The following is a 24,421-nucleotide window of genomic DNA, read 5'->3' on the forward strand; positions in this document are numbered from 1 at the left end:
GCCCGATAGAATTTGGCTGGATTTTACCGGCCGGCCCGAACGTCTCCGACGTGAAGCGGGCTGCCGGCGTAGTCTTGTCCCATCCGAGCCCGTGATGACGTCCCGTTCTTGCCTGCCGCCGTGCGCGCGCCCATGAGGCAGTTGCCCCTGGGCCTGGGGCCCGCCGAACCCTGCAGCTTCGACAACTTCCAAGCGCCTGGCAACGAGGCGGTGGTGGCGCACTTGCGCGCGCTGGCGATCGCGCCGACCGCCGGGGCGCCGGTCTACCTTTGGGGAGGACGCGGCACGGGCAAGACCCACTTGCTGCGCGCCTGGACCGAGGCGGTGAGCGCCCCGGGCGGCCGTGTGGGCTGGTTCGATGCGGCCACCCCTTTGCCCTGGGAGCACGACGAGGGCTGGCGCGGCGTGGTCTTCGACGGCGTGCAGACCTTCGATGCCGGCCGTCAGCACGCCGCCTTCGCGCTGTTCGTGCAGGCCTCGGGGGCGGGGCAGCAGGTGCTGGCCGCCGGCACCGTGCCGCCGGTGGATCTGGCCGTGCGCGAGGACTTGCGCACCCGTCTGGGCTGGGGCCCGGTCTTTCACCTGCAGCCCCTGCCCGAGGAGCACTGCCGCGCGGCCTTGCGACGCGAGGCCGATCGCCGCGGCATCTTCCTGTCCGACGAGGTGATGGGCTACCTGATGACCCGATTCGAGCGCGACTTGGGCAGCCTGATGGGCCTGCTCGACCGCCTGGACCGCTTCGCGCTGGCGCAGCAGCGTGGCGTGACCATTCCCCTGCTCAAACGCATGCTGGCCGAGGAGGCCTTGTGACGATGCCCCGCAATCTGTGCCTGTTCGACCTGGACCACACCCTGCTGCCGATCGATTCCGACCATGCTTTCGGCGAGTTCATGGTGCGCATCGGCTGGGCCGACGGCGAGACCTTCCGGCGCGGCAACGATGCCTACTACGCCCAGTACCTGGCCGGCCGTCTGGACCTGGGGGAGTACATCGACTTCAGTACCGCGCCGTGGCGCCACCGTCCGGCACATGAGCAGCGCGCGGTCCAGCAGCGCTTCCTGGACGAGGTGGTGCGGCCGGTGCTGCATCCCCAGGCCCTGGCCCTCGTGCGCGAACACCAGGCGCGTGGCGACCTGGTGGCCATCGTCACGGCCACCAACGAGTTCGTCACCGCCCCGATCGCCGCGGCCTTCGGTGTGGACCACTTGCTGGCCGTCCAGCTGGAACGTGACGCAAGCGGTACCATCACGGGCCGTATCCACGGTGTGCCGTCGTACCGTGAAGGCAAGGTGACCCGCGTCGACCAATGGCTGGCCGGTCTGGGCACCGGGTGGTCGCAGTTCGAGCGCACGAGCTTCTACAGCGATTCGCCCAACGATCTTCCCCTGCTGGAGCGTGCCAGCGACCCCGTGGCGACCAATCCGTCGCCCGTGCTGGAATCCCTGGCCCGGGAGCGGGGCTGGCGCATACTGAAACTCTTCGAATGATCAAGAAGCTGATCGACAAGCTGCTGGGCAAGTCCGGCGACAAGCAGGCCGGCCCCCGGCGCGGCGCCCCGGCGCTGGGCCGCCGCGTGGAGGTGCCCAAGTCCGAGCACGGCATCGACCCGTCCTTGGTGGACGAGCGTGCGGTGAAGGTGGTGCGCACACTCACCGAGGCGGGCTACGAGGCCTACATCGTTGGCGGGGCCGTGCGCGACTTGTTGCTGGGCCTGCGCCCCAAGGACTTCGACGTGGCCACCAACGCCACGCCCGAGCAGGTCAAGGCGCTGTTTCGGCGCGCGTTCATCATCGGTCGGCGTTTTCGCATCGTGCACGTGGTGTTCGGCCGAGGGCGTGACCACGAAGTGATCGAGGTCTCCACCTTCCGTGCCTACCTCGACGCAGCCGCTGCCGAGCAGGTGCAGGGCAACGAGAAGACGTCGAAGTCCCAGCTTGCCGACAAGAGCCACGTGGTGGATGCCAGCGGTCGGGTGCTGCGCGACAACGTCTGGGGCCCCCAGATCGAGGACGCCGCGCGCCGCGACTTCACCATCAACGCGATGTACTACGACCCTCAGCGCGAGATCGTGGTCGACTACCACGGCGGCATCGCCGACGCGAGAAAGCGCGTGCTGCGCATGATCGGCGATCCGCAGACCCGTTACCGCGAGGATCCAGTGCGCATCATTCGCGTGGTGCGCTTTGCGGCCAAGCTGGGCTTCGAGATCGAGCCCAAGACGCGCGAGCCCATCCAGCGCATGGCCCACCTGCTCGATAACGTTCCGGCCTCGCGCCTGTTCGACGAGATGATCAAGCTGCTGCAGACCGGCCACGCGCTGGCCAGCATGCAGGAGCTGCGCAAGCAGGGGCTGCACCGAGGCGTCTTCCCCATCCTCGACGTGGTGCTCGACGAGCAGCAAAAGCACGACGGGCGCGAGAAGTTCGTGCAGCTCGCGCTGGCCGACACCGATCGCCGCGTGGCCGAGGACAAGCCGGTGGCCCCCAGCTTCATGTTGGCGTGCATGCTCTGGCACGACGTGCTCGACCGCTGGCAGCGCCACCAAGCGCAGGGCGAACCGGCCTTCCAGGCTTTGAGCCTGGCCATCGATGAGGTCTTCAACGCGCGCATCGGAGACATCTCCGGCCGCGGCAAGCTGGCGGCCGACATGCGCGAGATCTGGATGATGCAGCCGCGCTTCGAGCGGCGCAGCGGCAACGGCCCCTTCACGCTGGTGGAGCAGCCGCGCTTCCGAGCCGGTTTCGACTTCCTCAGGTTGCGCGCCGACGCGGGCGAGATCGACCCGGCCATCGCCCGCTGGTGGGAGGAGTTTTCCCAGGCCGACGAGGCCGGCCGGCGTGAACTGCTGGAGGCCGTGCGCGATCAGCAGGCGCCCGCGCGGCGCAGCCCGGGCCGCCGCAAGCGCGTACGTCCCGAGGCTCCCGGCGAGACCTTGTCCCAGGGCGGCGACGCCGGCACGCAGACGGTGCTTTCGGGCGAGGAGGCAGCGCCTGCGCGCAAGCGCCGCCGTCGCCGCCGCAAGAGCGCCATGGCGGCAGCCCCGGCCGTCGGCAGCGCCGACTGAGGCCGACATGCCATGCGACGTGCCTACGTCGGACTGGGCGCCAACCTGGGCGATCCGTTGGACGGCCTGCGACGGGCCGCCGCTGCGCTGCGCACGCGCCCCGGGGTGTCGGGCTGGTCGGCCTCGCCGGTCTACCGTACCCGGCCGCTCGATGCCGGCGGCCCCGACTACCTGAACGCGGTCGTCGCTTTCGACACCGCCGAAGCCCCATTGCCGCTGCTGCACGCCCTGCAGGCCCTGGAGCAGGCGCACGGGCGCGAGCGCCCCTACCGCAACGCCCCGCGCACACTGGACCTCGATCTGCTGCTGATGGACGCGCTGCAGCTCAACGGGCCCGAGCTCGTGCTGCCCCATCCGCGCATGCACGAACGCGCTTTCGTGCTGGCCCCGCTGGCCGACCTGGCGCCCGGGTTGGTCATCCCGGGGCGGGGGTCGGTGCGTTCTTTGCTGGAGACCTTGCCCGACCAGGGCATCGAACGCCTGACCCACGTCCTGTGAGGGATCGACATGAGTGCCCATGCCCTGCCGGTGTCGCTGCAAACCATCGCTTTGCTGACGGTGGCCAACGTTTTCATGACCTTTGCCTGGTACGCCCACCTGAAGGATCTGGCGGCCAAGCCCTGGTACATCGCGGCCTTGGCAAGCTGGGGCATCGCGCTGTTCGAGTACCTGCTGCAGGTGCCGGCCAACCGGATCGGCTACAGCAGCGGCGTGTTCACGCTGCCTCAGCTCAAGATCTTGCAGGAAGTCATCACGCTCACGGTCTTCGTGCCGTTTGCAATGCTCTACATGAAGGTGCCCTTCAAGTGGGACTTCGTCTGGGCGGGTCTGTGTTTGGTGGCGGCCGTGTACTTCATCTTCCGGTCGTGAGGCCGGTCTTCATTGGCTGATCTGGCGGGCCGCCTCGACCTGCATTTCGAAGTAGTGCTGGAAGCCGAAGGCCAATGTGGCCATCAGCACGGCCGCGCCGATCATGAGCGCGGCGACCACGCCGATCACCACGGCCCAGCCCGAGTGGTGCTCCGGGCCTTGCGGATTGAAGCGCGCATTCCATTTCTCGTCCGGCGTGAGCCCGTACAGGATGGCCATCAGCATCGCCTGCGAGACCATCAACCCCAGCAGCGGGATCAGTAGCCACGACAAGCGGTCGTCCTGGCCGAACTCCAACATGCGCTGCACGCCGATCCCCCCCAGCACCGTGGGCAGGGGGTGCAGCCAGCCTAGCCAGTCTCGCCATCCGTGCAGGTACAAACGGTGCAGGCCCAGGGAGCCCGCGATCAGCGCGATCCAGGTGGCCAGGGTCTTGGACTTGTAGGGCCCTGCCGGGGCAGGGGCTGGAGCCTCGGGGGTCGTCCTCATGGGGCGCGACTGTACCGCGCGAGCGCCAGCGGCGCCCTCGGCGGGGCGGGTGCCCGATGCCGAGGGCAACGCGGTCTCGACCACCAACCCCCGAACCCGCTATAATTTTAGGTTCTCGACGCTGGCTTGGCCGGGTGGCAGGCGTATCTACGGCGTCGGGGCGGAACATTCGATACGCTTGGCCTTGCGCCCTTCCCGACAGCCCTGAGTGTCTCCAGTGGCCAGGGATCCGCGCAGGCTGGGCACAAGGACACAGCATGGTCGTGATTCGTCTTTCCCGTGGCGGCTCCAAGAAGCGCCCCTTCTACAACATCGTGGCGGCCGACGCCCGCAACCGCCGTGATGGCCGTTTCCTGGAGCGCGTGGGCTTTTACAACCCCGTGGCCTCCGGCGCCGCCGAGACCCTGCGCGTGGCGCATGACCGCGTGGACTACTGGGTCAGCCACGGCGCCCAGGTCTCGCCCACGGTCGCTCGCCTGATCAAGCAGGCCAAGGCTGCTGCCTGAGTGCCCTGCGGCCGCACGGTCTGCCGCCGCCTGCCCGATGAGCGCCCTGGCCGACGACGATCTTGCCTGGCCCTCGGATGCAGTGGAGGTGGGTCGCGTGCTCGATGCCTGGGGCATCAAGGGTTGGATCAAGGTCCTGCCGTATTCCGCCGATCCCCAGGCTTTGTTCACTTCCCGGCGCTGGTTTTTGCAACCGCCCGATGTGCTCAGGCCCGGGGCGCCCCCGGTGCCGCGGCTGCTGCGCATCACGGCAGCGCGCGAGCACGGCGATGCCATCGTGGCCCAGGCCCGCGAGCTGCCCGACCGCCGCGCGGCCGAAGCTCTCAAGGGCGCACGCATCTTCGTGTCGCGCGCCAGTTTCCCCACGGCCGACGAGGGCGAGTACTACTGGGTCGATCTCATCGGCCTGGCCGTCGTGAACCGTCAGGGCGAAACCCTGGGCCGCGTGGCCGACTTGATGGACACCGGGGCCCATAGCATCTTGAGGGTGGTGGACGACACCACCGATCCGCCCACCGAGCGGCTCATCCCCTTCGTGGCCGCCTATATCGATCAGGTCGAGATGGCGGCCGGCCGCATTCTCGTCGACTGGGGTCTGGACTACTGAGCGCGAGGCGGTCTCTCCATGCGCTTCGATGTCATCACGCTCTTCCCGGACCTTTTTGCGCCGTTCCTGAGGCAGGGCGTGACCCGTCGCGCTTATGAGTCCGGTCAGGTGGACGTACACCTGTGGCCGCTGCGCGATTTCGCCGAGGACGCCTACCGCCGCGTGGACGACCGTGCCTATGGCGGCGGGCCGGGCATGGTGATGCTGGTCGAGCCCCTGGAGCGGGCCCTGGCGGCCGTGCGGACCCGCCGCGCCGTGGGCGGAGGCGCGTCGGCACCGGTGGTGTGGTTTTCGCCGGCCGGCCGGCGCATCGACCAGGCGCTGCTGCGCGAGTGGGCTGGCGGGCCCGGGGCCATTCTGGTGTGCGGCCGCTACGAAGGCGTGGACCAGCGCTTCATCGACCGCCACGTGGACGTGGAACTCAGTCTGGGCGACTTCGTGCTCTCCGGCGGCGAGATCGCGGCGCTGGCCCTGCTCGACGGCGTGGCCCGGCTCCAGCCCGGGGTGTTGAACGACCCGGCCTCGCATGAGCAAGACAGCTTCAGCGACGGGCTGCTCGACTGCCCCCATTACAGCCGTCCGGAGGTGCTCGACACGCCCAAGGGGCCGCTGGCCGTGCCAGCGGTGCTGCTGTCGGGTCACCATGCCCGTATCGCCCGCTGGCGGCGCGAGCAATCGCTGAGGCTGACGGCGCAGCGCCGCCCTGACCTGATTGCCGCCGCGCGATCCTGCGGTCGCCTGAGCCCCGAGGACGAGCAGTATTTGGCCGCACTTGGGCTATAATGCGAAGCTTTTCCGATCCTCTGCCGGGATTGCCTCGACTGCCAAGCCGGGGCACCAAGACCGACCACCCACCTCCCCGCGCACGATCCTTGGAGTGACCATGAACCTCATCCAGACGCTCGAGCAAGAAGAGATTGCTCGCCTGAACAAGAACATCCCGGACTTCGCTCCTGGCGACACCGTGATCGTCAACGTCAACGTCGTCGAAGGCAACCGCAAGCGCGTGCAGGCCTACGAAGGCGTGGTGATTGCCAAGCGTAACCGCGGCCTGAATTCCAGCTTCATCGTGCGCAAGATCTCCAGCGGCGAAGGCGTGGAGCGCACGTTCCAGCTCTACAGCCCGCTGATCGCCTCCATCGAGGTCAAGCGCCGCGGCGACGTGCGTCGTGCCAAGCTGTACTACCTGCGTCAGCGCAGCGGCAAGTCGGCCCGCATCAAGGAAAAGCTGTCCTGATCCTGGGCGTTGCTGCAACGCCCTGAAGCCGCCTGCGCGCAGGTTTGCCCAGGCGGCTTTTTCGTTTTTCACCTCGTTCCATGGCCCTCATCCGAGACCCCCAGGCCTTTCCGGTGGTGGGGGTCGATGTCCACCTGCCGCCGGTGGCCGACGAGCGCCTGACTCCGCAGGCCCTGCGCGAGCGCTTTGCCCGTCCACCGGCCTGGGAGCCCGAGGTGGTGGCCGAGCGTCGCCTGTTCGCCCGACCCCCGGCCGAGGCCTCGGTGCTGGTGCCGCTGGTGCAGCGCCCGCAAGGCCTCACGGTGTTGCTGACGCGACGCACCGAGCACTTGAGCGATCACCCCGGCCAGATCAGCTTCCCCGGCGGGCGGGCCGAGCCCGGCGACCGGGATCCGGCCGACACCGCTTTGCGCGAGGCCGAAGAGGAGGTGGGTCTGGCGCGACGGCATGTGGAGGTCATCGGCCAGCTCCCCCTGTACAAGACCGTGACCGCCTTCCTGGTGACGCCGGTGGTGGCCCTGGTGCAGCCCCCCTTCGAGCTGAGGGTCGATCCGAGCGAAGTGGCCGAGGCCTTCGAGGTGCCGCTGGCTTTCCTGATGCGCCCGGCCCACCACCAGCGCCATGCGGTGGAGTTCGACGGCGAGCGGCGGGAGTTCTTTTCGATGCCCTGGCAGCCGCCGGGCCGCGACAGACCCTATTTCATCTGGGGCGCCACGGCGGCGATGCTGCGCAATTTCTATCGCTTCCTCGCAGCGTAGAGCGGGTGGGCGGCCGCTATGATGCCGGCCATGAGTTTCTTCTCCGTCCTGCTGGCGCTGCTGCTGGAGCAACTGAAACCCTTGCGCGGCGGCAACCTCATCCATGACACGCTGGTCGGCTGGGTCCATTGGGCGGGCCGCAACTTCGACGCGGGCCGACCGGTGCATGCCTGGGTGGTGTGGTCCATCACGGTGCTCGTGCCCGCGCTGCTGGCCTTCGGCATCTATTTCTCGATCGCCCGGCACAGCCTGCTGGTGGCGCTGGCCTGGAACGTGGCGGTGCTCTACCTGACGCTGGGCTTCCGGCAGTTCAGTCACTACTTCACCGACATCCGCGATGCCCTGGAACGCGGCGACGAGCTGCGTGCCCGCGAGCTGTTCGCCCAGTGGCGGCACATGGACACGAGCGAGCTGCCGCGCACCGAGCTGTTGCGCCATGTGATCGAGCATTCCCTGCTGGCCGCCCACCGCCATGTGTTCGGCGTGTTTTTCTGGTTCATCGTGCTGGCCGCAGTGGGCCTGGGGCCGGCCGGGGCGGTGCTGTACCGCATGGCGGAGTTCTCGAGCCGCTACTGGACGTATCGCAGCCACACCGTGGGCGTGCCCACCAACCCCAGCCTGATGGACCTGGCCCAGCGCCTGTTCGATGCGCTGGATCATCTGCCCGCGCGCCTGACTGCCTTCGGCTTTGCCGTGGTGGGCAATTTCGAGGACGCCATCGACAGCTGGCGACGCCATGCCGTGCTGTGGCAGCACACGAGCGACGGCATCATCCTGGCCGCCGCCGCCGGTGCGGTGGGGGTGCGCCTGGGCGGCAGCAGCGCGCCCGGCCTGAGCGTGGACCGCACCAAGACCTTCGAGGCGGGTGCCCCCGTCGGGGCCACCGACGCCGAAGGCCACACCGGCGGCCTGCCGCCCACCCTGGGCCATCTGCGCAGCATCGTCGGCCTGGTGTGGCGCTCGGTGGTGCTGTGGATGCTGCTGCTGGCCTTGTTGACCTTGGCGAACCTGACGGGGTGAGGGCGTCGGTGGGGCGTCAGTGGCCTCCCGACGGGGGCGATCACCAGCGCGGTCGGCTCAGCTCCTCGTGGATCTCGGTGTAGATCCGGTACCGGCTTTCGGTGATGTGCCCGGCCTGCACGGCCGCGCGCACGGCACAGCCGGGTTCGTGCAGGTGGGTGCAGTTGTAGAAGCGGCAGCCGGCCACGTGCTCGCGCAAGTCGGGCATGTAGGCGGGCAGCTGGGCGGCTTCGATGTGACGCAAGCCGAATTCCTGGAAGCCGGGGGAGTCGATGAGGGCGCTCTCGCGGCGGTCGTCGAGCCAGTACCACTGGGTGGTGGTGGTGGTATGGCGGCCCGAGTTGAGCGCCCGCGAGATCTCGCCCACCTGGGCCTGCGCCTGCGGCACCATCAGGTTGACGAGGGTGCTCTTGCCCGTGCCGGAGGGCCCCATCACGAAGCTCGTGCGGCCTTGAAGGCGCGGCCCGAGCAGGGCACGCGCCTCGTCGGGGCGGGCCTGGAGCGACAGCTCCAGCACCTCATAGCCCATCGCGCGGTACGGGGCCAGGCGTTCACGGGCGGCCTGGGCCTGGGGCAGGTCGGTCTTGTTGAGCACGATGTGTGCCGGAATGCCGGCGTGCTCGGCGGCAATGAGCGAGCGGCTGAGCTGGGATTCGCTGAAGACGGGCTCACTGGCCACGAGCAGCAGCACCTGATCGAGGTTGGCCGCGAAGGATTTGGTTTTCCATTCGTCCTGGCGGTACAGCAGGTTGCGGCGCGGCTCCAGCGCCTCGATCACGCCTTCGTCGCCGGTGTTCGACAGCGTGGCCTGCCAGCGCACGCGGTCGCCGACCACGCAGTCGCTTTTCTTGCCACGGGGGTGGCAGGTCAGGCGCCGGCCCTCGGGGGTTTCGATGACATAGTGGCGACCGTGGCTGGCGATCACGAGCCCCAGGTCGAGTTCGACGCGCTGGACCAAGGCAGTTCAGCCGAGCAAGGCGTCGGCCTTGGCCGCGCAGATGAAGTCGTTGATCGAGATGCCGCCCACGGAATGCGTGTTGAAGCGCACTTGGCAGCTGTTGTACTTGACCAGCAGGTCGGGATGATGGTCCTCGGCGTGAGCGATCCAGGCCAGTGCGTTCACGAAGGCCAGGGTCTCATGGTAGTTCCTGAAGCCGTAGGTCTTCTCGATCGCCCCATCCTTGAGCGCCCAGCCTTCGGCCTGACGCAGGTAGGCCTGGATCTCGTTGTCACTCATGGCTTGGCCGCCATCGAGCGGCTTGCATTTCTGGGTCAGCAAAGGGTTCATGGCGTGGAGGCAGTGAGGTCTCGGGTCAGGGCCCGCATGGCCGCCAGGCGTTGCACGGCCGGCGGGTGGGAATAGTAGAAGCGCACGTACCAGGGGTCGGGCGTCAGCGTGGCGGCATTGTCCTCGTACAGCTTGAGCAGTGCATTGGACAGATCGCGCCCGCTGGCCTGGGCGCAGGCATAGGCATCGGCCTCGTATTCGTGGCGGCGCGAGACGGCGGCCATCCACGGCGAGAGGAAGTAGCCGAACACCGGGCCGGCCATCATGAACAGCAGCAGGGCCAGGGCATCGTTGGGAGCGGCCAGGTTGGGCTGCACGCCCAGGCCGGTGTAGAACCAGGCCTGGTTTGACAGCCACCCCAGCAGCGCAAAGCCCAGCAGGCTCAGGCCGAACAGGCCCACCATGCGCTTGAGGACGTGGCGGCGCTTGAAGTGGCCGAGTTCGTGCGCGAGCACGGCCTCCACCTCGCCGGGCGAGAGCTTGTTCAGCAGGGTGTCGAAGAACACCACGCGCTTGGCGGCGCCGAAGCCGGTGAAATAGGCATTGGCGTGGGCGCTGCGTTTGGAGCCGTCCATCACGAACAGGCCTTTGGCGGCGAAGCCGCAGCGCGCCATCAGGCTTTCCACACGCTGGCGCAGGCCCTCGTCGGCCAGCGGTTCGAAGGTGTTGAACAACGGGGCGATGAGCGTGGGATAGAGCACGAGCATCAGCAGGTTGAAGCCCACCCACACGGCCCAGGCCCACAGCCACCAGCTGGCGCCGGCGGCGCCCATCAGCCACAGCACCAGGGCGGCCAGCGGCAGGCCGATCAGGGCGCCGACCAGGGCGCTCTTGGCCAGGTCAACGAGAAAGAGGCGCCAGCTCATGCGGTTGAAGCCGAAGCGCTGCTCGATGCGGAAGGTGGCCCAGGCGTCGAAGGGCAGGTCGAGCACGGCGCCGATGACGGCCACCGCGGCCAGCAAGGCCAGTTGGTAGGCGAGGTCGCCGAAGGCCGGCTGCACGGCCTCGCGCACGGTGACGTTGAGCGCATCCAGGCCGCCCAGCAGCGTCCAGCCCAGCAGCACTGCCGCACCGAAGGCCGACGTCAGCAGGCCAAAGCGGGTCTTGGCGATGGTGTAGTCGGCGGCGCGGCGGTGGGCTTCCTGGGTGATGGTGGTCTCGAAGCCGGCCGGCACGGCGTCGCGGTGGCGGGCCACGTGCCGGATTTGCCGGGACGCGAGCCAGAACTTCACCGCCAAGGTGGAGACGAGGAAGGCGGCGAAAAGGAGAGCCAGCGTGTCGGATTGCATGGGGCGACAGTGTAGGCTCGTGGCAAGACCTTGGGCGGATCACCGAAAATCGCGCCCCAGCAAGAGGAGCCCTCATGAACGACATTGCAGCCGCCGCCGACACCGCACCGCTGGCTTACAGCGACACCAACCTGGTCTGGATCGACCTGGAGATGACCGGCCTGTCCCCGGAACGCGACCGCATCATCGAGGTGGCGCTGGTCGTCACCGACGCCCAGCTCCAGCAACGGGTGGAAGGACCCGTCTACGCGATCCACCAGAGTGACGCGGTGCTCGATGCGATGGATGCCTGGAACAAGGGCACGCACGGCAAATCGGGCCTGATCGATCGCGTCAAGGCCTCGTCGGTGGACGAGCAACAGGCCCAGCACGACGTGATTGAGTTCCTGAAGCACTATGTGCCGAAGAACACCTCGCCGATGTGCGGCAACTCGATCTGCCAGGATCGCCGCTTCCTGGCCAAGCACATGCCGGAGTTGGAAGCCTTCTTCCACTACCGCAACCTGGACGTGAGCACGCTCAAGGAGCTGGCGCGCCGCTGGAAGCCCGAGGTGCTGGGCGGCTTCAAAAAGGCCCAGAAGCACACCGCTCTGGCTGACATCCACGAGTCCATCGATGAGCTGCGCTACTACCGGGAGCACCTGCTCAAGGTCTGAGTCCGCAGCGGCCGGTGCGGCCGCGGACCGCCCCTCGCCTTGCCTGGAATGCGGGGCCTGCTGCGCGAGCTTTCGCGTGTCGTTCTACTGGGGCGAGGCAGACGACCATCCCGACGGTACGGTGCCCGCGGCACTGACCACGCCGGTGGCGCCGATGCGCCTGGCGATGCGCGGCACCGACCGCGCCGTGCCGCGCTGCACGGCCCTGGACGGCACGATCGGCCGCGCGGTGTCGTGCCGCATCTATGCGCTGCGACCCTCGCCGTGCCGGGACTTCAACTGGCACGGCGAGCAGGGCGAGCCCAACGAGCGCTGCAACCGCGCGCGTCAGCGGCACGGCCTGCCGCCGTTGCCTCAGCCTTAGGACGACTGGATGTCGCGCATCAGCCGCCGGGCCAGCAGCGCCAGCGCGGCCACGGCCAGGACCAACACGGCCCACAGGGCCCAGCGCCGCCAGTCGGCCGCGCTGGCTTGGGCGAGGCGTTCGCGCCAGCTCTGGGGCGTCTGCGTGAGGCTCACCGGGCCCGCCACGGCCTGGGGCAGACGGTACTCTTGGCCAGACTCATAGCCCGGCAGGAGCTGCGGCAGCGTCAGCGACGGGGCGACGGGCCCGCCGGCCACCAAGCGGAAGGGCGGCTCGCCGCGTGCAGCAAACACCAACTGGGGCGGGATCCAGACGGCGGTGGCCTCCAGGGCGCCGGAGCCCAGTGCCGGACTGCGCTCTTCCAGGCGCAATCGCCAGTGGCGCGCGGGCGGGGCGGTCCAGCGCACCGGGGGCGATCGCCACTCCTGGCCGTCGCGGTCCAGCCGGTAGGCCGTGAAGCGCGCCACCGCCCGCCATGGCGTCTTGTCGTCGGCGCGCTGTTCGAGCACCAGGCTGGCGACGCTGTTGCGCTGCGGCAGCTCCAGCCGCAGCTCCCGCAGAGGGACGGCACCGCCGAGGTCGAGCGACCAGGCGCGGGGCGGGCTCGTGCCGGCCTCGGGCTCGAAGCGCAGCGGGGTGGTCGCGCTGGCCGCGCTGGCCTCGCGGGTGCGCCACAGGGCCTGCACACCGGTCAGCCGGGCAGGGGGCTGCAGGCTCAGCCGCAGATAGCGCAGGGCCGGGGCGGCCGCCGGCCACTCGATGCGGCGCTGGACCAGGCGCTCGCCTGACGCGGCGCCTACGCCGGGAACGTCGAGCAGCGCGGCGTCGGTGACAGGCTGCCATTGCTTCAGGTCGGCGCTGGCGTCCACACGGGCGCGCAGGTGGCTGCCTTCGCTGGGAACCTCCCAGGCCAGTTCGAGCGCGGCGAGCCACTCCGCGCTTCGATGGGCGTCGGGGCCGAGGTCGAGCAGCCAGCGGCCGGACGCGGCGCCTTCGGGGGCGGTCGTCGCGGGGCCCTGGATGCGCACGATGGCACCCTGGGCATCGACCTGCACCTGCACGGCGGCGTCGCCCCGGTCGCCGGGGCCCGGATCCGGCCACGCGAAGCGAGGCAGCGGGGCGCTGCGCTCACGTTCCTGTGAAGGGGGCGGCAAGGCCCAGGCCTGGGGCACGGCCTCGCCCTGCGCGTTGAGCACCTGAAGATCGGACCAGCCCTCGCGCGAGGAGGCGCGCAGCAGATCGAGCGGGATTTCCACCCGCTGCAAGCCCTCGCCGGCGGTCAGCGTCAGGGGGGCCTGGGCCGTGGGGGCGGCGGATGCCGCCAGGGCCCAGATCCAGGCGGCGGCCCCCGGGGCCAAGCGTTGCAGCAGCGTCATGAGCGGGCCTCCCGGGCCGGTGCTGCCGGCGGCAGCGGTGAGACGTAGCCGATCACCAGCATCAGCACGCCCACGCCGAGGAAGGTGACGGTGCGGCGCAGGGTGTCGAGGCTGGCGAGGTCGACGAAGAAGAGCTTGAGCACGACCACGGCCAGCAGGCCGGCCCCGGCCAGCCACACGGCGCGCGCCACCGCGGGACCGGCCTTGCGCGTGGCCCAGAGCATGGTGGCCAGCGCCAGCAGCGTCCACAGGATGGTGAGCGCCATCTGCACGGTGTCGCTGCGCAGCGCGCCCTCCAGCCACATCGGTGTGCCGCTCCAATGATGCAGGCTGCGCACCAGCACGGCGTTGACCCAGGCAAAGACGACGGCGGCGGCCAGGCCGGCCACGGGGCGCCGCCAGAACGGGGGCAGCGGGCCGGCCGTGCGCCACAGCCGCAGGGCATAGAGCAGCGCCAGCGCGTGACCGAGATCCACCGGGTTGAGCAGGGGCAGGTAGGGCAGGGGCGTCATGGCGGCCGAGTGGCCCAGGTTGACGATCCCGCTCCACAGCACCAGCAGCGTCAGCCAGGGGAGGTGGAGGCCGCGCAGCCACAGTGGGGCGAGGCCAATGCGGTTCATCAGCACCCAGGCCAGGGCCGTGGGCACCACGATGGGGGCCAGTGCCGTCCAGGCCAAGTGCGATCCGATCTGCGTGTGGGCCAGGGCATGCAGCAGCACCGCCCCTTGCAGCATCGCAAACCAGGCCAGCAGCAGGCGTTCGGCGCCCGTGGCGCGGTTCAGCCAATGGCTGTCGCCGGGGGCTGCGCTCAGGCGGCGCAGCAGCCACAGGCCCGTCGCCAGCACGGCCACCACGGCCAGCCAGCCGCCCAAGTACATGAACTGCTCCCACTGGTGCGCGGGGCTGAGCAGGTGGTCGAGCAGGCCACCCATAGCTACCAGCGTAGCGCCCACCCAGAGCCCTCTTGCCGGCAGGCGCAGCGCCGGCCAGGCCAGACGGCGGTGCGCCAGCTCCAGCGTCGCCGCGAAGGCGAGCCACAGCAGCACGAGCTGGGTGGCCTGCCTCGGCCAGGCCCACCGCGCCTGCCACACCTCGGCCCTCAGGCCCGCGAGCAACTGCAGCAGCCCCAGGCCCAGCATGCCCCAATGCACACCCTGCCACAGCGCGGAGGGTGGGGGGCGGTTCCACACGGGTGTCGAGGCGTCGCCCGAAGGGGTAGTGGGCGCCGGGCGGTGCAGCAGCCAGGCAGACACCAGGGCCGCGCCGCCCAGCATCAGCGTGGACAGCCACGCCGCGTTGGCGAAGAGCCGTGCCTCGGCGGGGCGCACGGGGTGGTCCCAGAACAGGGCCGCGGCCACGAGCTGCAGCAACAGGCCCAGGCCGGCGGCCCACCAGCGCCGCTGGCGCAGGCCGATCCAGACGATGCCGGCGCCCTGCACGGCCCAGGCCGCGCCGGTCCAGCGCCCGTCCAGTGCCAGCGGTGTGACCAGCAGCAGGAAGACCACGCCCAGTGCGAGCAGGCCTTCGATGAGCAGCAGGAGCTGCCCCCCGCTGCGCTTCCACAGCCAGCGACCCAGCACGAGATAGACAGCCGAGAGCACCGCGGCGGACACGGCCAGGCCATAGGGCAGGTGCTTCACCAGACCGGCCTGCAGGCCAAAGGTGACGATGGGCAGGCCGAAGAGCAGGCCGCCATCGACCACCGGCAGCCCGCGCGAAGCGTCATGGCGCAGCAGCTGGCGGCTGTACTGCACGCCGATGTAGAGGTAGAGCGCGAAATGCGCGATCAGGAAGGGCTCGGTGGTGGCGAAGTGCTCGGGCTGCCACGAGCGCCAGCCCCACAGGCTGGCGATACCGAAGGTGAGCACGAAACCCACCAGGTTGAGCAGCTTCCAGGCCTGGCGCGAGGCGATCCAGGCGATGGCGAGGTTGAGCACCAGGTAGTAGCTGAACAGCGCCACGTGGCTACCCTGGCCGGTGGAGGCGAAGATGGGCGCGAGGAAGCCGCCGGCAAAGCCCAGTACCGCCAGGGGCAGTGCCTGCTGCACCACGGCCATCACCGCACCCGCGGCCGACAGGGCCGCCAGCAACGCAAACGCGAGCCCTGCAGGCACCAGGCCGTAGAGCCGGAAGGCGGCGAAGATGGTGAGGTAGAGCACGCCGATGCCCGCTCCCTGCAGGCTCAGGCCGTAGCCGCGGCGGCGTTCGCGCAGCCGCCAGCCGATGACGGTGAGGACCACGCCACCGAAGGCCACCCCGGCCAGGCGCAGCTCGATGGGCAGCAGGGCGTGCTCGGCCGCGTAGCGCAGCAGGAAGGCTACGCCGAGGAAGAGGATCAGCACGCCCACGCGCACGATGGTGTTGCCGCCGCGCAGCCACGCCAGGGCGGTCTGGGCGAGCGAGGTGGTGACGGCCACGCTGCGTTCGTCGGGGTCGAGGGGCGGGGTCGGTGTGGGCGGGGCGTCGGCGACCCGCGGGGGAGACGAGGTGGGCGGCAGCGTGGGAGGCGGCGTTGCGGCCCAGTCCTCGAAACCGTCTTCGATCGTGGCTGCCTTGGGTGGCGGCGCGGGAGGCCGCACCGGGGCAGGCGTTGCCGTCGGTGGGGCCATGCGAGGCGCTTTTTTGGGGGCTGGAGCGGGCTGCAAGCGCTTGAGCTGCTGTTCGAGGGTGTCGACACGGCGGTACAGCCGCGCGAGCAGGCCCCCCATCAAGGCCCCCAGGGCCACCAGGCCGGCTTCGCCACCCAGGGTGTCGGCCAGGAACCAGGCGGCCACCAGGCCAGTGATCAATCCGATCCAGGACATCCATCCCTCCCCGTGCTTTGCGTTGTGTGCGGGTGCGCGGGCATTGTAGGGAGGGTTTGGGCGCGAGCAGGCGAAGCCTCGACCCCGGCATCTTGGAGGGCGGCCGGATGCTTCCGGCGGCCCCCTGTGGCCAGGTCAGGTGTGCTGCAGCCGCAGCGCGCGGCGCTTGCGCAGCACAGGCGGCACCACCAGCACGGCGGCGGCCAGGATCCACAGCGACACCGTCACCGGGCTGGACCACAGGATGTGCAACTCGCCGTTGGTGATGGACAGCGCGCGGCGCAGGTTCTGCTCCATCAGGCAGCCCAGCACCACGCCCAGCACCATGGGCGCCATGGGCATGCCCATCTTGCGCAGGAAGTAGCCGATCACGCCGATGCCCACCATGAGCAGCAGGTCGAAGGTGCTGGAACTGAGCGCGTACACGCCGATGAAGCTGATCGCCAGGATGCCCGGCACCAGCAACCAGCCGGGAATCGCCAACATCGACGCGAAGACCCTCACCATGGGTACGTTCATCACGAAGAGCATCACGTTGGCGATGAAGAGCGAGGCGATGAGGCCCCACACGAGGGCGGGCTGGGCGTCGAAGAGCACCGGGCCGGGCGTGATGTTGTAGAGCGTGAGCGCGCCCATCATCACGGCGGTGGTGCCCGAACCGGGTACGCCCAGCGTGAGCATGGGGATGAAGGAGCCGGTGGCCGCGCTGTTGTTGGCCGCCTCGGGTGCGGCCAGGCCGCGCAGGTCGCCCTGGCCGAACTTGGCCTGCGGATCTTTACCTTCGTGCAGGCGCTTCTCGTTGGCATAGGCCACGGCCGAGGCCACGCTGGCACCGGCTCCGGGCAGCACGCCGATGCCAAAGCCCATCAGGGAGGAACGGATCGTCGTCCACCAGGTGAAGCGCAGCTCTTTCAGGTTGAAGAGCTTGCGCTCACCAGGAGGCACCTCGACCTTCTGGCCGGTGAGCAGGTTCTCGAGCATCTGCAGCATCTCGGCGATGGCGAACAGGCCGATCACCACCACGACAAAGTCGATGCCGTCGGCGAGTTCGGGCAGGTCGAAGGTGTAGCGGTAGACGCCCGAGTTGGCATCCACGCCCACGCTGGCAATCGCCAGTCCGATGGCCGCTGCCAGCGCCCCCTTGACGGGCTTGTCGCCCAGCAGGCTGCTCAGGGCACAGAAGGCGAAGATCATCAGCACGAAGTACTCGGCCGGCCCGAAGGCCAGGGCCCATTTCGCCACCAGCGGCGCGAAGGCCGCGATGCCCAGGATGGCCACGGTCGAGCCGATGAAGGAGGCCCAGGCCGACAACGACAGGGCCACGCTGGCCAGGCCCTGGCGGGCGAGCGGGTAGCCGTCCAGCGTGGTCATCACCGAGGCAGCCTCGCCGGGCACGTTGATCAGGATGGAGGTGATGCGCCCGCCGTATTCGGCGCCCACGTAGACGGCCGCCAGCAGGATGAGGGCGGTTTCGGGCGGCAGGTTCATCGCAAAGGCGATGGGCACGAGCATGGCCACGCCGTTGATGGGCCCGAGGCCCGGCAGCACACCGACGATGGTGCCCAGGAAGGCGCCGATGGCCGCCACCAGCAGGTTGACCGGCGAAAAGGCCACGCCAAAGCCGAGGCCGAGGTGTTGAAGGACATCCATGTCAGCCCCCGAAGCTGAGAAGGCCCGTGGGCAGGACCACGTCGAAGATCTTGTCGAACAGCAGGTACAGGCCCACGCCCAGGCCCACGCCCCCGATCGCGCACTGGTACCAGCGACCCCCGAAGAGACGGCCGACGAAGGCGGCCATCAGGGCGGTGGCCACGATGAAGCCCAGACTCACGAAGACCAGCGCATAGCCGGCGACCAGGGCCACCATCGCGGCGATGCGCGCATTGGCCCCCGGCGGGTTGGGCTCGGCCCGCTCGCGTCCGCGCACCAGCAGCCACAGACCGCACAGCGCGATGACACCGGCCAGCAGCAGCGGGAAGGCGCGCGGGCCAACAGGTTCGTAGGAGAACGGGGCCTCGAGGCCCCAGCCCTGCCAGACGAGCAGGGCGGCAAGCAGCAGGGCAAAGACGCCCAGCACACGGTCGTTGAGGGTCATGGCAGGCTCCCGGGACGACTAGGGATGCTCGCCGACCCCGCGCGAGCGGGGTCGGCGTCAGGGGCATCGACGATTACTTGGCCAGACCGAAGTCCTTGACCAGTTCGGCGTAGGCTTTGGTGCGCTCCTTCACGAAGCGATCGAGCTCGGCGCCCACCATGTCGAAGGGAAACAGGCCGCGCTGCTGCTGCAAGGCGGCGTATCCCGGCGCCGACATGGCCTTGGCGAAGGCGCTGACCCACCATTGGTAGTCGGCGTCGGACACCTTCGGGCCGACATAGAAGCCGCGGATGATGGGCCAGTCGATCTCGAAGCCTTGCTCGATGGCGGTGGGCGCTGCCGAGAGGCGGCCGGGCAAGCGCTTCTTGCTGTACACCGCCAGCACGCGCACGGGGGCGCCGCTCTCCAGGGCCTGTGCGGCTTCGGAGGCATCGCCCATCTGCACTTGGATGTGGCCGCCGCGCAGCGCAGTGAGCACCTCGCCGCCGCCTTCGAAGGCCACGTAGCGCATGCGCTTGTAGTCCACGCCGGCGGCCTTGGCCGTGAGGGCGGCCTTCATCCAGTCCTGGCTGCCCACCGAGCCACCGCCGCCTAGCACGATCTTGCTGGGGTCTTCTTTGAGGGCGGCCATCAGGCCCTTGAGGTCTTTGTAGGGCGAGTCCTCGCGCACCATGGCCACGCCGTAGTCGGCGCCCACGGCGGCCAGCCAGCGCACGTCATCGACGGAGTATTTGCCAAACTTGCCCTGGGCCAGGTTGAGCAGCGAGCCGCCCGAGAAGGCGACGATGGTGCCGGCCTCACCGGGGCGCTGGGTGATGATGTTGTTGTAGGCCACCGCCCCCACGCCGCCGGGCATGTAGGAGATGCGCAGCGGCGTCTTGAGCGCGCCGCTGTCGGCCAGCGCAGTCTGGGCCAGGCGGCAGGTCAGGTCGAAGCCGCCGCCGGGCTGGGCGGGGGCCACGCATTCGGGGCGGGCCGGTTCGGCCTGCGCGACAGGTCCGAAGCTCAGGGCGGTGGTGGCCAGCACGGCGGCGGCGGCCAATCGAAGGCGAGAGGTCATGGTCTGTCTCCTGGGGGTGTGAAGGTGCGGCCGGGGGGGGCTGCACGGACAGACCAAGGCTAAGAAGCCGCGGCTTTCGGGCGGCTTTCAGCCTGGGGGGGCAGGCCTAGGGGAAACACCAGGGTCGCGCACAGGCCGGGAGGCGGGTCGCGCGTTTCCAACCGCAGCACCGCACCGTGCATCTGGGCGATGGTGTGCACGATGGCCAGGCCCAGACCGGCCCCGGCCTGCTGCTTGCCGGCCTCGCCGCGCCGGAAGCGCACGCCGGCCCGTTCGATGTCGTGGGCGCTCATGCCGGGCCCCTGGTCTTCCACCTGCAACAGGGCATGGCGCTCGTCGCTGAGCACGCGCACCGTGACGGCGCTGCCGGCAGGTGCGTAGCGGATCGCGTTGTCCACCAGATTGAGCAGGGCCTCGCGCAGCAGCCACTCGGTGCCTGGCAGTGGCAGAGGCGACGAAGGCGTCTCCACCCCGAAGTCCAGCCGCTTGAGTCGGGCCTGGGGCAGCAGTTGGCGGGCCACGCCCCGGGCCAGTTCGACCAGGTCCACCGGCTCCAGGGCCAGCCCGCCCTCGGCCAGCGAGGCTTCGCGGGCGCGGGCCAGCGCGAGCATCTGGTTGGCCATGCGCACTGCACGGTCCAGCCCTTCGTGCATGGCCTGCAGGGCACGACGCACCTCGGCCGGTTCGCTCTCGCGCAATGCGAAGTCCACCTGGGTGCGCAGCACGCTCAGCGGCGTGCGCAACTGGTGCGAGGCGTCGTCGAGGAACTGGCGCTGCGTGCGCGCCATCTCAGCGTAGCGCGCCATGTGCCGGTTCACCGCGGCCACCAGGGGGCGCACCTCCGAGGGCAGGTCGGTGTCGTCGATGGGCCGCAGATCGTCGGCCGGCCGGGCTTCGAGCTCCTGGCGCAGCCGGGTGAGCGGCCGCAGCGTCATCACGATGCCACAGACCAACAGCACCACGCTCATGGCCACACCCAGCAAGTCGCGCTCGATCGAGCGGCGCAAGACGTGGCTGAGGAAGACCTCTCGGGTGCCCAGGCTTTCGGCCACCTGCACGACGATGCGGTTGTCCGGATTGCTGGGCAGCGGCGGCTGGGCGGGGCGGACCAAGGCGGCCACTCGCACCGGCGTGTCTTCGTGCATTGCATAGTAAAACCGCGGCTGGCCGGACACCAAAGGCCCGTCGGGCAGGGGCAGGAAGGGGCTGCCGATCTCGGCCAGGCCGTCCTCGGTGGAGACGCGGAAGTACACGCGCGCATTGGTGGTGAGCTCGAAGAACTCCAGCAGCAAGAAGGGCTGCTCCACGGCCAAGCCGCCACTGGCGGTGGACACGTTGAGATCGATGGCGCGCAGGGCGCCGGCCAGGGCTCGGTCGTAGGCGGCGTCCACCTGGTCGCGCAGCCATTGGTTGGAGAACCACAGCGTGCCGCCCATGATGAGCACGAGACCGGGCACCAGCCACCACAGCAGGGCCGACTTGAGGCTGCGCGGTCGCTTCACGGTGTGTGCGGGCCGGCCGGGTCGGCCGGCTCCAGGCAGTAGCCCAAGCCGCGCAGCGTGACGATCTGCACCCCCTTGCCCGCCAGCTTCTTGCGCAGGCGGTGCACATGAACCTCGACGGCTTCGAGATTGACCTCGGCATCGCCTGGAAACACGCGGTCGAGGATCTGCTGCTTGTTCATGGGCTCGCCGCTCCTTTGGATCAGTGCGCGCAGCACGGCATGTTCGCGTGGCGACAGGGACAGCGGCTCGCCGCTGACCGTGAAGCGCTGGCTGGACGTGTCGAACTGCAGCGGCCCGCAGGCCAGGCGCGGGTGCTCTTTGCCGCGCGCGCGGCGCACCAGGGCCAACAGGCGGGCCTCGAGTTCCTCGACCATGAAGGGCTTGGGCAGGAAGTCGTCGGCGCCTTCGTGCAGAGTGCCCACGCGTTCGGTGAGCGAGTCGCGGGCGGTGAGCACCAGCACGGGGGTGCGGTCATCTCGTTCGCGCATGCGGGCGATCACGCCGTGGCCGTCCAGGCCGGGCAGGCCCAGGTCCAGCACCACGGCATCGAAGTCTTCGGTGGCCAGGCGACGATCGGCCAGCACACCGTCATCGGCCCAGTCCACCACGATGCCGGCATGCCGGGCCAGGGTCTTGGCCAGCCAGCGGGCCAGCTCGGGTTCGTCCTCCACCAGCAGGATGCGCATCTCTCGTCTCCTGCTTGGGAGTGTGTCACAGCCAGCGCGCACGCCAAGCGGCCACCAGGGCGGCCAGTAGGCTGCCCAGGTCCACACCTTGGGCCTCCAGGCCCAGCACCGAGGCGGCCGCACGCACGGCGGTCAGCGGGTCGCGCGTGTCCAGTGCCTGCGCGCCGGTTTGCTTCGAAAGCTTCTCGCCCTGGGCGTCGAGCACCAGTGGCGTGTGCAGGTAGCGCGGCGTGGGCAGACCCAGCAAGCACTGCAGGTGGATCTGGCGGGCCGTGTTGTCGGCCAGATCCTCCCCGCGCACGATGTGGGTGATGCCCTGCGCGCCATCGTCCACCACGACGGCCAGTTGGTAGGCCCACAGGCCGTCGGCGCGCTTGAGCACGAAGTCCCCCACGGCGGCGCTCAGATCCTGGCGCTGCGGACCCAGCCGGCGGTCGGTCCAGTCGATCACCACCGCAAGGCCGTCGGCATGCACCGTACGCAATCGCCATGCGCGCGCCGGCTTGCCGGACAGGCCCTTGCGGCAGGTGCCCGGGTAGACGCGTTCGCCATGGCGTTGATGCGCCACGCCCTGCGCCGCCAGCGCCAGCTCGATGTCCTTGCGGCTACAGCCGCAGGGGTAGGCCCAGCCTGCCGCCTTCAGGCGATCGAGTGCGTGCTCGTAGAGGGCACCGCGCTGCGATTGCCACACGGGCGGCGCGTCGGGCATGAGGCCGCAGCGGGCGAGCTGTTCGAGGATGAATCGGTCGGCCCCGGGCACGCAGCGAGGCGTGTCCACGTCCTCGATGCGCACGAGCCAGCGGCCGCCGTGCGCTCGGGCGTCGAGCCAGCTCGCCAGCGCGGCCACCAGCGAGCCGGCATGCAGAGGTCCCGTGGGCGAGGGCGCAAAGCGCCCCACATAATGGGCGCTCATGCAAGCGTCGGCCCGCCGCTGTGGCGCTCCAGCAGCGCGGTGCGCGTGGCCGGCCGGTCGAGCTGCTGCAGCCACCACTGCAGCGCCTGGCCTAGGCCCTGGCGGTTGGCGGGGTCGGTGCCGTTGCCGGGAGGGCAGCGCCAGGCGTAATGCATGCGCCCGGCCGAACGGGGGCGCGCCACGGCCTTCACCACCAGGCGGCCCACCTCGGCATGGGGGCGCACCAGGCCGCGTGGCAGGAAGCCGCAGCCCAGCCCCCGCAGGATGGCTTCCAGCTTGGCGGGTACGCTGGGCACGGTGAGCACGTCCTGGCCGGGCAGCAGGTTCATCGTGATGGGGGCGAGCCGCTGGGCCGTGTCGGCCACGGCCACGGCGCGGTGGCGCTCCAGCACCGTGTCGCTCAGCGGTTCGGCCTCGCTGGCCAGGGGGTGGTGCGGCGCCACGACGAAGTCCATCACCAAGTCGCCCAGGGGCTGGATGGCGATGCCGGCCACCGGCGAGGGGTTGCCTGCCACACCCAGCGCCAGGTCGGCCTGGCCGTGGACGAGGGCTTCCCAGGTGCCCGCCAGCACCTCGCTGCGCAGACGCAGGCGCGTGCCGGGGCCGCCGGGCGGATTCAGCGCATAGAAAGCCTCACACAACTCGAAGACCGTGAGGCTGGACAGGATGCTGTCCACTGCGATGCTCAGTTGCGTCTCCCACCCCGAGGCGACGCGGCGCACGCGGTTGGCCACGGCGTCCATCTCCTGCAGCAAGCGCCGGCCTTCGGTGAGCAGTTCCTGGCCCGCGGCAGTAAGCTGGGCCTGGCGCGAGCGGCGGTCGAAGAGCAGTACATCCAGTGCCTCTTCCAGCTGGCGCACGCTGTAGGTCAGCGCCGAGGGCACCTTACCCAGCTCGCGAGCGGCCGCGGCAAAGCTGCCGGTGCGCGCGATCACATCGACCATGGCCAGCGCTTCGGGAGTGAGGACGTTGCGGCGTTCGCTCATGGGCGGCAAGGGGTTCAAATGCTTCGAATGATGCCATCAAGACCGGGCGCTCGATGGGGTGGCGACCGTCCCCACAATCCAGGAACATCGGCAGTGAAGAAAGGAGCGCCCTATGATGACCCTGCGCAAGTCGGCCGAGCGCGGCCACGCCGACCACGGCTGGCTCAACAGCTACCACAGCTTCTCGTTTGCCGACTACCACGACCCGGCCCACATGGGTTTTGGCAAGCTGCGCGTGATCAACGAGGACCGCATCGCCCCGGGCACGGGCTTTGGCATGCACGGGCACCGCGACATGGAGATCATCTCCTACGTGCTCGAAGGTGAGCTTGCGCACCGCGACAGCATCGGCAACGGCGCGTCCATCCGTCCCGGCGAGGTGCAGCGCATGAGCGCTGGCCGCGGCATTTTGCACAGCGAGTACAACCATGCGCCAGCGGCCACCACGCACTTCCTGCAGATTTGGATCCTGCCCGACGAGCTCGGCCTGCAGCCAAGCTACGAGCAGAAGATGTTCTCACCCGAGGACAAACGCGGACGACTGTGCTTGGTCGCCTCGCCCGATGCGCGAGACGGAGCCGTCAAGCTTCACGCCGATGCGACGATGTACGTGGGCCTCTTTGACGGTGAGGAACGTGCTGCGCTGAGCCTCGACCGCCAGCGCCTGGCCTATGTGCATGTGGCGCGCGGGCAGGTCAGCGTCAACGGTCAACGCCTCCAGGCCGGCGATGCCGCCAAGCTCAGGGCCGAAGAGCGGCTGGTGCTCGAGCACGGATGCGGCGCCGAGGTCATCGTCTTCGATCTGGCGCCCTGAAGCGGCAGGTGGCGCCCTGGGCTACAGTCCCGCC

27 protein-coding genes are annotated in these 24,421 nt (G+C 69.6%); 14 read left to right on the plus strand and 13 right to left on the minus strand.

Annotation, left to right across the window (positions count from 1 at the left end):
• Positions 1-132: 132 nt before the first annotated feature.
• The 5 genes from hda to ACK4ZD_RS08405 are packed head-to-tail and all read left to right on the plus strand — an operon-like array spanning position 133 to position 3,934.
• The gene (gene hda, locus ACK4ZD_RS08385; RefSeq protein ID WP_409660449.1) at positions 133-810 is read left to right on the plus strand and encodes a DnaA regulatory inactivator Hda; all 678 of its coding nucleotides are present in this window, start codon (positions 133-135) and stop codon (positions 808-810) included.
• A 2-nt stretch (positions 811-812) separates the two neighbouring features.
• The gene (locus ACK4ZD_RS08390) at positions 813-1,487 is read left to right on the plus strand and encodes an HAD family hydrolase (RefSeq protein ID WP_409660451.1); all 675 of its coding nucleotides are present in this window, start codon (positions 813-815) and stop codon (positions 1,485-1,487) included.
• Entirely contained in the window at positions 1,484-3,064 is a 1,581-nt protein-coding gene (pcnB, locus tag ACK4ZD_RS08395) for a polynucleotide adenylyltransferase PcnB (RefSeq protein WP_409660452.1), read from the plus strand. The genes ACK4ZD_RS08390 and pcnB overlap by 4 nt, the downstream gene beginning before the upstream one ends.
• A 12-nt stretch (positions 3,065-3,076) precedes the next feature.
• Complete coding sequence (gene folK / locus ACK4ZD_RS08400) at positions 3,077-3,562, plus strand: 2-amino-4-hydroxy-6-hydroxymethyldihydropteridine diphosphokinase (protein WP_409660454.1); 486 nt, start codon at positions 3,077-3,079, stop codon at positions 3,560-3,562.
• A 9-nt stretch (positions 3,563-3,571) separates the two neighbouring features.
• Positions 3,572-3,934 (plus strand): DMT family protein, encoded by a 363-nt coding sequence (locus ACK4ZD_RS08405; protein WP_409660456.1) that lies wholly within the window; start codon positions 3,572-3,574, stop codon positions 3,932-3,934.
• A gap of 9 nt (positions 3,935-3,943) precedes the next feature.
• Here ACK4ZD_RS08405 and ACK4ZD_RS08410 read toward each other — a convergent pair whose 3' ends face one another.
• Positions 3,944-4,423 (minus strand): hypothetical protein, encoded by a 480-nt coding sequence (locus ACK4ZD_RS08410; protein ID WP_409660458.1) that lies wholly within the window; start codon positions 4,421-4,423, stop codon positions 3,944-3,946.
• A gap of 257 nt (positions 4,424-4,680) precedes the next feature.
• On the opposite strand from ACK4ZD_RS08410, the gene rpsP reads away from it, so the two are divergent.
• The 6 genes from rpsP (at position 4,681) to ACK4ZD_RS08440 (ending at position 8,551) form a co-directional block, all read left to right on the plus strand.
• Positions 4,681-4,929 (plus strand): 30S ribosomal protein S16, encoded by a 249-nt coding sequence (rpsP, locus tag ACK4ZD_RS08415; RefSeq protein ID WP_409660460.1) that lies wholly within the window; start codon positions 4,681-4,683, stop codon positions 4,927-4,929.
• Between the two features lie 37 nt (positions 4,930-4,966).
• Positions 4,967-5,536, plus strand: coding sequence for a ribosome maturation factor RimM (rimM, locus tag ACK4ZD_RS08420; RefSeq protein WP_409660462.1), 570 nt, complete (start codon positions 4,967-4,969; stop codon positions 5,534-5,536).
• Between the two features lie 18 nt (positions 5,537-5,554).
• Positions 5,555-6,319, plus strand: a complete 765-nt coding sequence (trmD, locus tag ACK4ZD_RS08425) for a tRNA (guanosine(37)-N1)-methyltransferase TrmD (protein ID WP_409660464.1) — start codon at positions 5,555-5,557, stop codon at positions 6,317-6,319.
• 100 nt (positions 6,320-6,419) lie between these two features.
• The gene (gene rplS / locus ACK4ZD_RS08430) at positions 6,420-6,773 is read left to right on the plus strand and encodes a 50S ribosomal protein L19 (RefSeq protein WP_409660466.1); all 354 of its coding nucleotides are present in this window, start codon (positions 6,420-6,422) and stop codon (positions 6,771-6,773) included.
• Between the two features lie 80 nt (positions 6,774-6,853).
• Positions 6,854-7,531, plus strand: coding sequence for a CoA pyrophosphatase (locus tag ACK4ZD_RS08435; RefSeq protein ID WP_409660468.1), 678 nt, complete (start codon positions 6,854-6,856; stop codon positions 7,529-7,531).
• 30 nt (positions 7,532-7,561) lie between these two features.
• Positions 7,562-8,551, plus strand: a complete 990-nt coding sequence (locus ACK4ZD_RS08440) for a CobD/CbiB family protein (protein ID WP_409660470.1) — start codon at positions 7,562-7,564, stop codon at positions 8,549-8,551.
• A gap of 40 nt (positions 8,552-8,591) precedes the next feature.
• On the opposite strand, the gene rsgA is transcribed toward ACK4ZD_RS08440, so the two are convergent.
• Genes rsgA through ACK4ZD_RS08455 form a run of 3 tightly spaced genes read right to left on the minus strand, consistent with a single transcriptional unit; the run spans position 8,592 to position 11,128 of the window.
• On the minus strand, positions 8,592-9,509 hold the full coding sequence (gene rsgA, locus ACK4ZD_RS08445; protein ID WP_409660472.1) for a ribosome small subunit-dependent GTPase A: 918 nt from the start codon (positions 9,507-9,509) through the stop codon (positions 8,592-8,594).
• Positions 9,510-9,515: 6 nt separating this feature from the next.
• Positions 9,516-9,839 carry a 4a-hydroxytetrahydrobiopterin dehydratase gene (locus tag ACK4ZD_RS08450; RefSeq protein WP_409660474.1) on the minus strand — a complete coding sequence of 108 codons (324 nt, stop codon included), beginning with the start codon at positions 9,837-9,839 and terminating at the stop codon, positions 9,516-9,518.
• On the minus strand, positions 9,836-11,128 hold the full coding sequence (locus tag ACK4ZD_RS08455) for a M48 family metallopeptidase (protein ID WP_409660476.1): 1,293 nt from the start codon (positions 11,126-11,128) through the stop codon (positions 9,836-9,838). The genes ACK4ZD_RS08450 and ACK4ZD_RS08455 overlap by 4 nt, the downstream gene beginning before the upstream one ends.
• A gap of 74 nt (positions 11,129-11,202) precedes the next feature.
• Between ACK4ZD_RS08455 and orn the strand changes: the two genes are divergently transcribed.
• Positions 11,203-11,784 (plus strand): oligoribonuclease, encoded by a 582-nt coding sequence (gene orn, locus ACK4ZD_RS08460; RefSeq protein ID WP_409660478.1) that lies wholly within the window; start codon positions 11,203-11,205, stop codon positions 11,782-11,784.
• A 43-nt stretch (positions 11,785-11,827) separates the two neighbouring features.
• Entirely contained in the window at positions 11,828-12,148 is a 321-nt protein-coding gene (locus ACK4ZD_RS08465; protein ID WP_409660541.1) for a YkgJ family cysteine cluster protein, read from the plus strand.
• Here the strand turns inward: ACK4ZD_RS08465 and ACK4ZD_RS08470 are convergent.
• From ACK4ZD_RS08470 to ACK4ZD_RS08510, 9 genes are all read right to left on the minus strand, one after another.
• The gene (locus tag ACK4ZD_RS08470) at positions 12,145-13,524 is read right to left on the minus strand and encodes a DUF3999 family protein (RefSeq protein WP_409660480.1); all 1,380 of its coding nucleotides are present in this window, start codon (positions 13,522-13,524) and stop codon (positions 12,145-12,147) included. The genes ACK4ZD_RS08465 and ACK4ZD_RS08470 overlap by 4 nt on opposite strands.
• Positions 13,521-16,328 carry a DUF2339 domain-containing protein gene (locus tag ACK4ZD_RS08475; protein WP_409660482.1) on the minus strand — a complete coding sequence of 936 codons (2,808 nt, stop codon included), beginning with the start codon at positions 16,326-16,328 and terminating at the stop codon, positions 13,521-13,523. The genes ACK4ZD_RS08470 and ACK4ZD_RS08475 overlap by 4 nt, the downstream gene beginning before the upstream one ends.
• Positions 16,329-16,463: 135 nt before the next feature.
• Positions 16,464-17,978 carry a tripartite tricarboxylate transporter permease gene (locus ACK4ZD_RS08480; protein ID WP_409660484.1) on the minus strand — a complete coding sequence of 505 codons (1,515 nt, stop codon included), beginning with the start codon at positions 17,976-17,978 and terminating at the stop codon, positions 16,464-16,466.
• A 1-nt stretch (position 17,979) separates the two neighbouring features.
• Entirely contained in the window at positions 17,980-18,423 is a 444-nt protein-coding gene (locus tag ACK4ZD_RS08485) for a tripartite tricarboxylate transporter TctB family protein (RefSeq protein ID WP_409660486.1), read from the minus strand.
• Positions 18,424-18,496: 73 nt separating this feature from the next.
• Positions 18,497-19,483: a Bug family tripartite tricarboxylate transporter substrate binding protein gene (locus ACK4ZD_RS08490; RefSeq protein WP_409660488.1), complete on the minus strand. Its 987-nt coding sequence runs from the start codon at positions 19,481-19,483 to the stop codon at positions 18,497-18,499.
• Between the two features lie 59 nt (positions 19,484-19,542).
• Positions 19,543-20,919, minus strand: coding sequence for a sensor histidine kinase (locus tag ACK4ZD_RS08495; RefSeq protein ID WP_409660543.1), 1,377 nt, complete (start codon positions 20,917-20,919; stop codon positions 19,543-19,545).
• A gap of 62 nt (positions 20,920-20,981) precedes the next feature.
• Positions 20,982-21,674, minus strand: a complete 693-nt coding sequence (locus tag ACK4ZD_RS08500) for a response regulator (protein ID WP_409660490.1) — start codon at positions 21,672-21,674, stop codon at positions 20,982-20,984.
• A 25-nt stretch (positions 21,675-21,699) separates the two neighbouring features.
• Positions 21,700-22,587 (minus strand): tRNA glutamyl-Q(34) synthetase GluQRS, encoded by an 888-nt coding sequence (gluQRS, locus tag ACK4ZD_RS08505; protein WP_409660492.1) that lies wholly within the window; start codon positions 22,585-22,587, stop codon positions 21,700-21,702.
• Entirely contained in the window at positions 22,584-23,573 is a 990-nt protein-coding gene (locus ACK4ZD_RS08510) for a LysR substrate-binding domain-containing protein (RefSeq protein ID WP_409660493.1), read from the minus strand. Before ACK4ZD_RS08510 ends, gluQRS begins: the two co-directional genes overlap by 4 nt.
• Positions 23,574-23,685: 112 nt before the next feature.
• On the opposite strand from ACK4ZD_RS08510, the gene ACK4ZD_RS08515 reads away from it, so the two are divergent.
• The gene (locus tag ACK4ZD_RS08515) at positions 23,686-24,387 is read left to right on the plus strand and encodes a pirin family protein (RefSeq protein ID WP_409660495.1); all 702 of its coding nucleotides are present in this window, start codon (positions 23,686-23,688) and stop codon (positions 24,385-24,387) included.
• Positions 24,388-24,421 lie beyond the last annotated feature (34 nt).

This window comes from Caldimonas sp., from assembly GCF_046291045.1.
Lineage (GTDB): Bacteria > Pseudomonadota > Gammaproteobacteria > Burkholderiales > Burkholderiaceae_C > Caldimonas.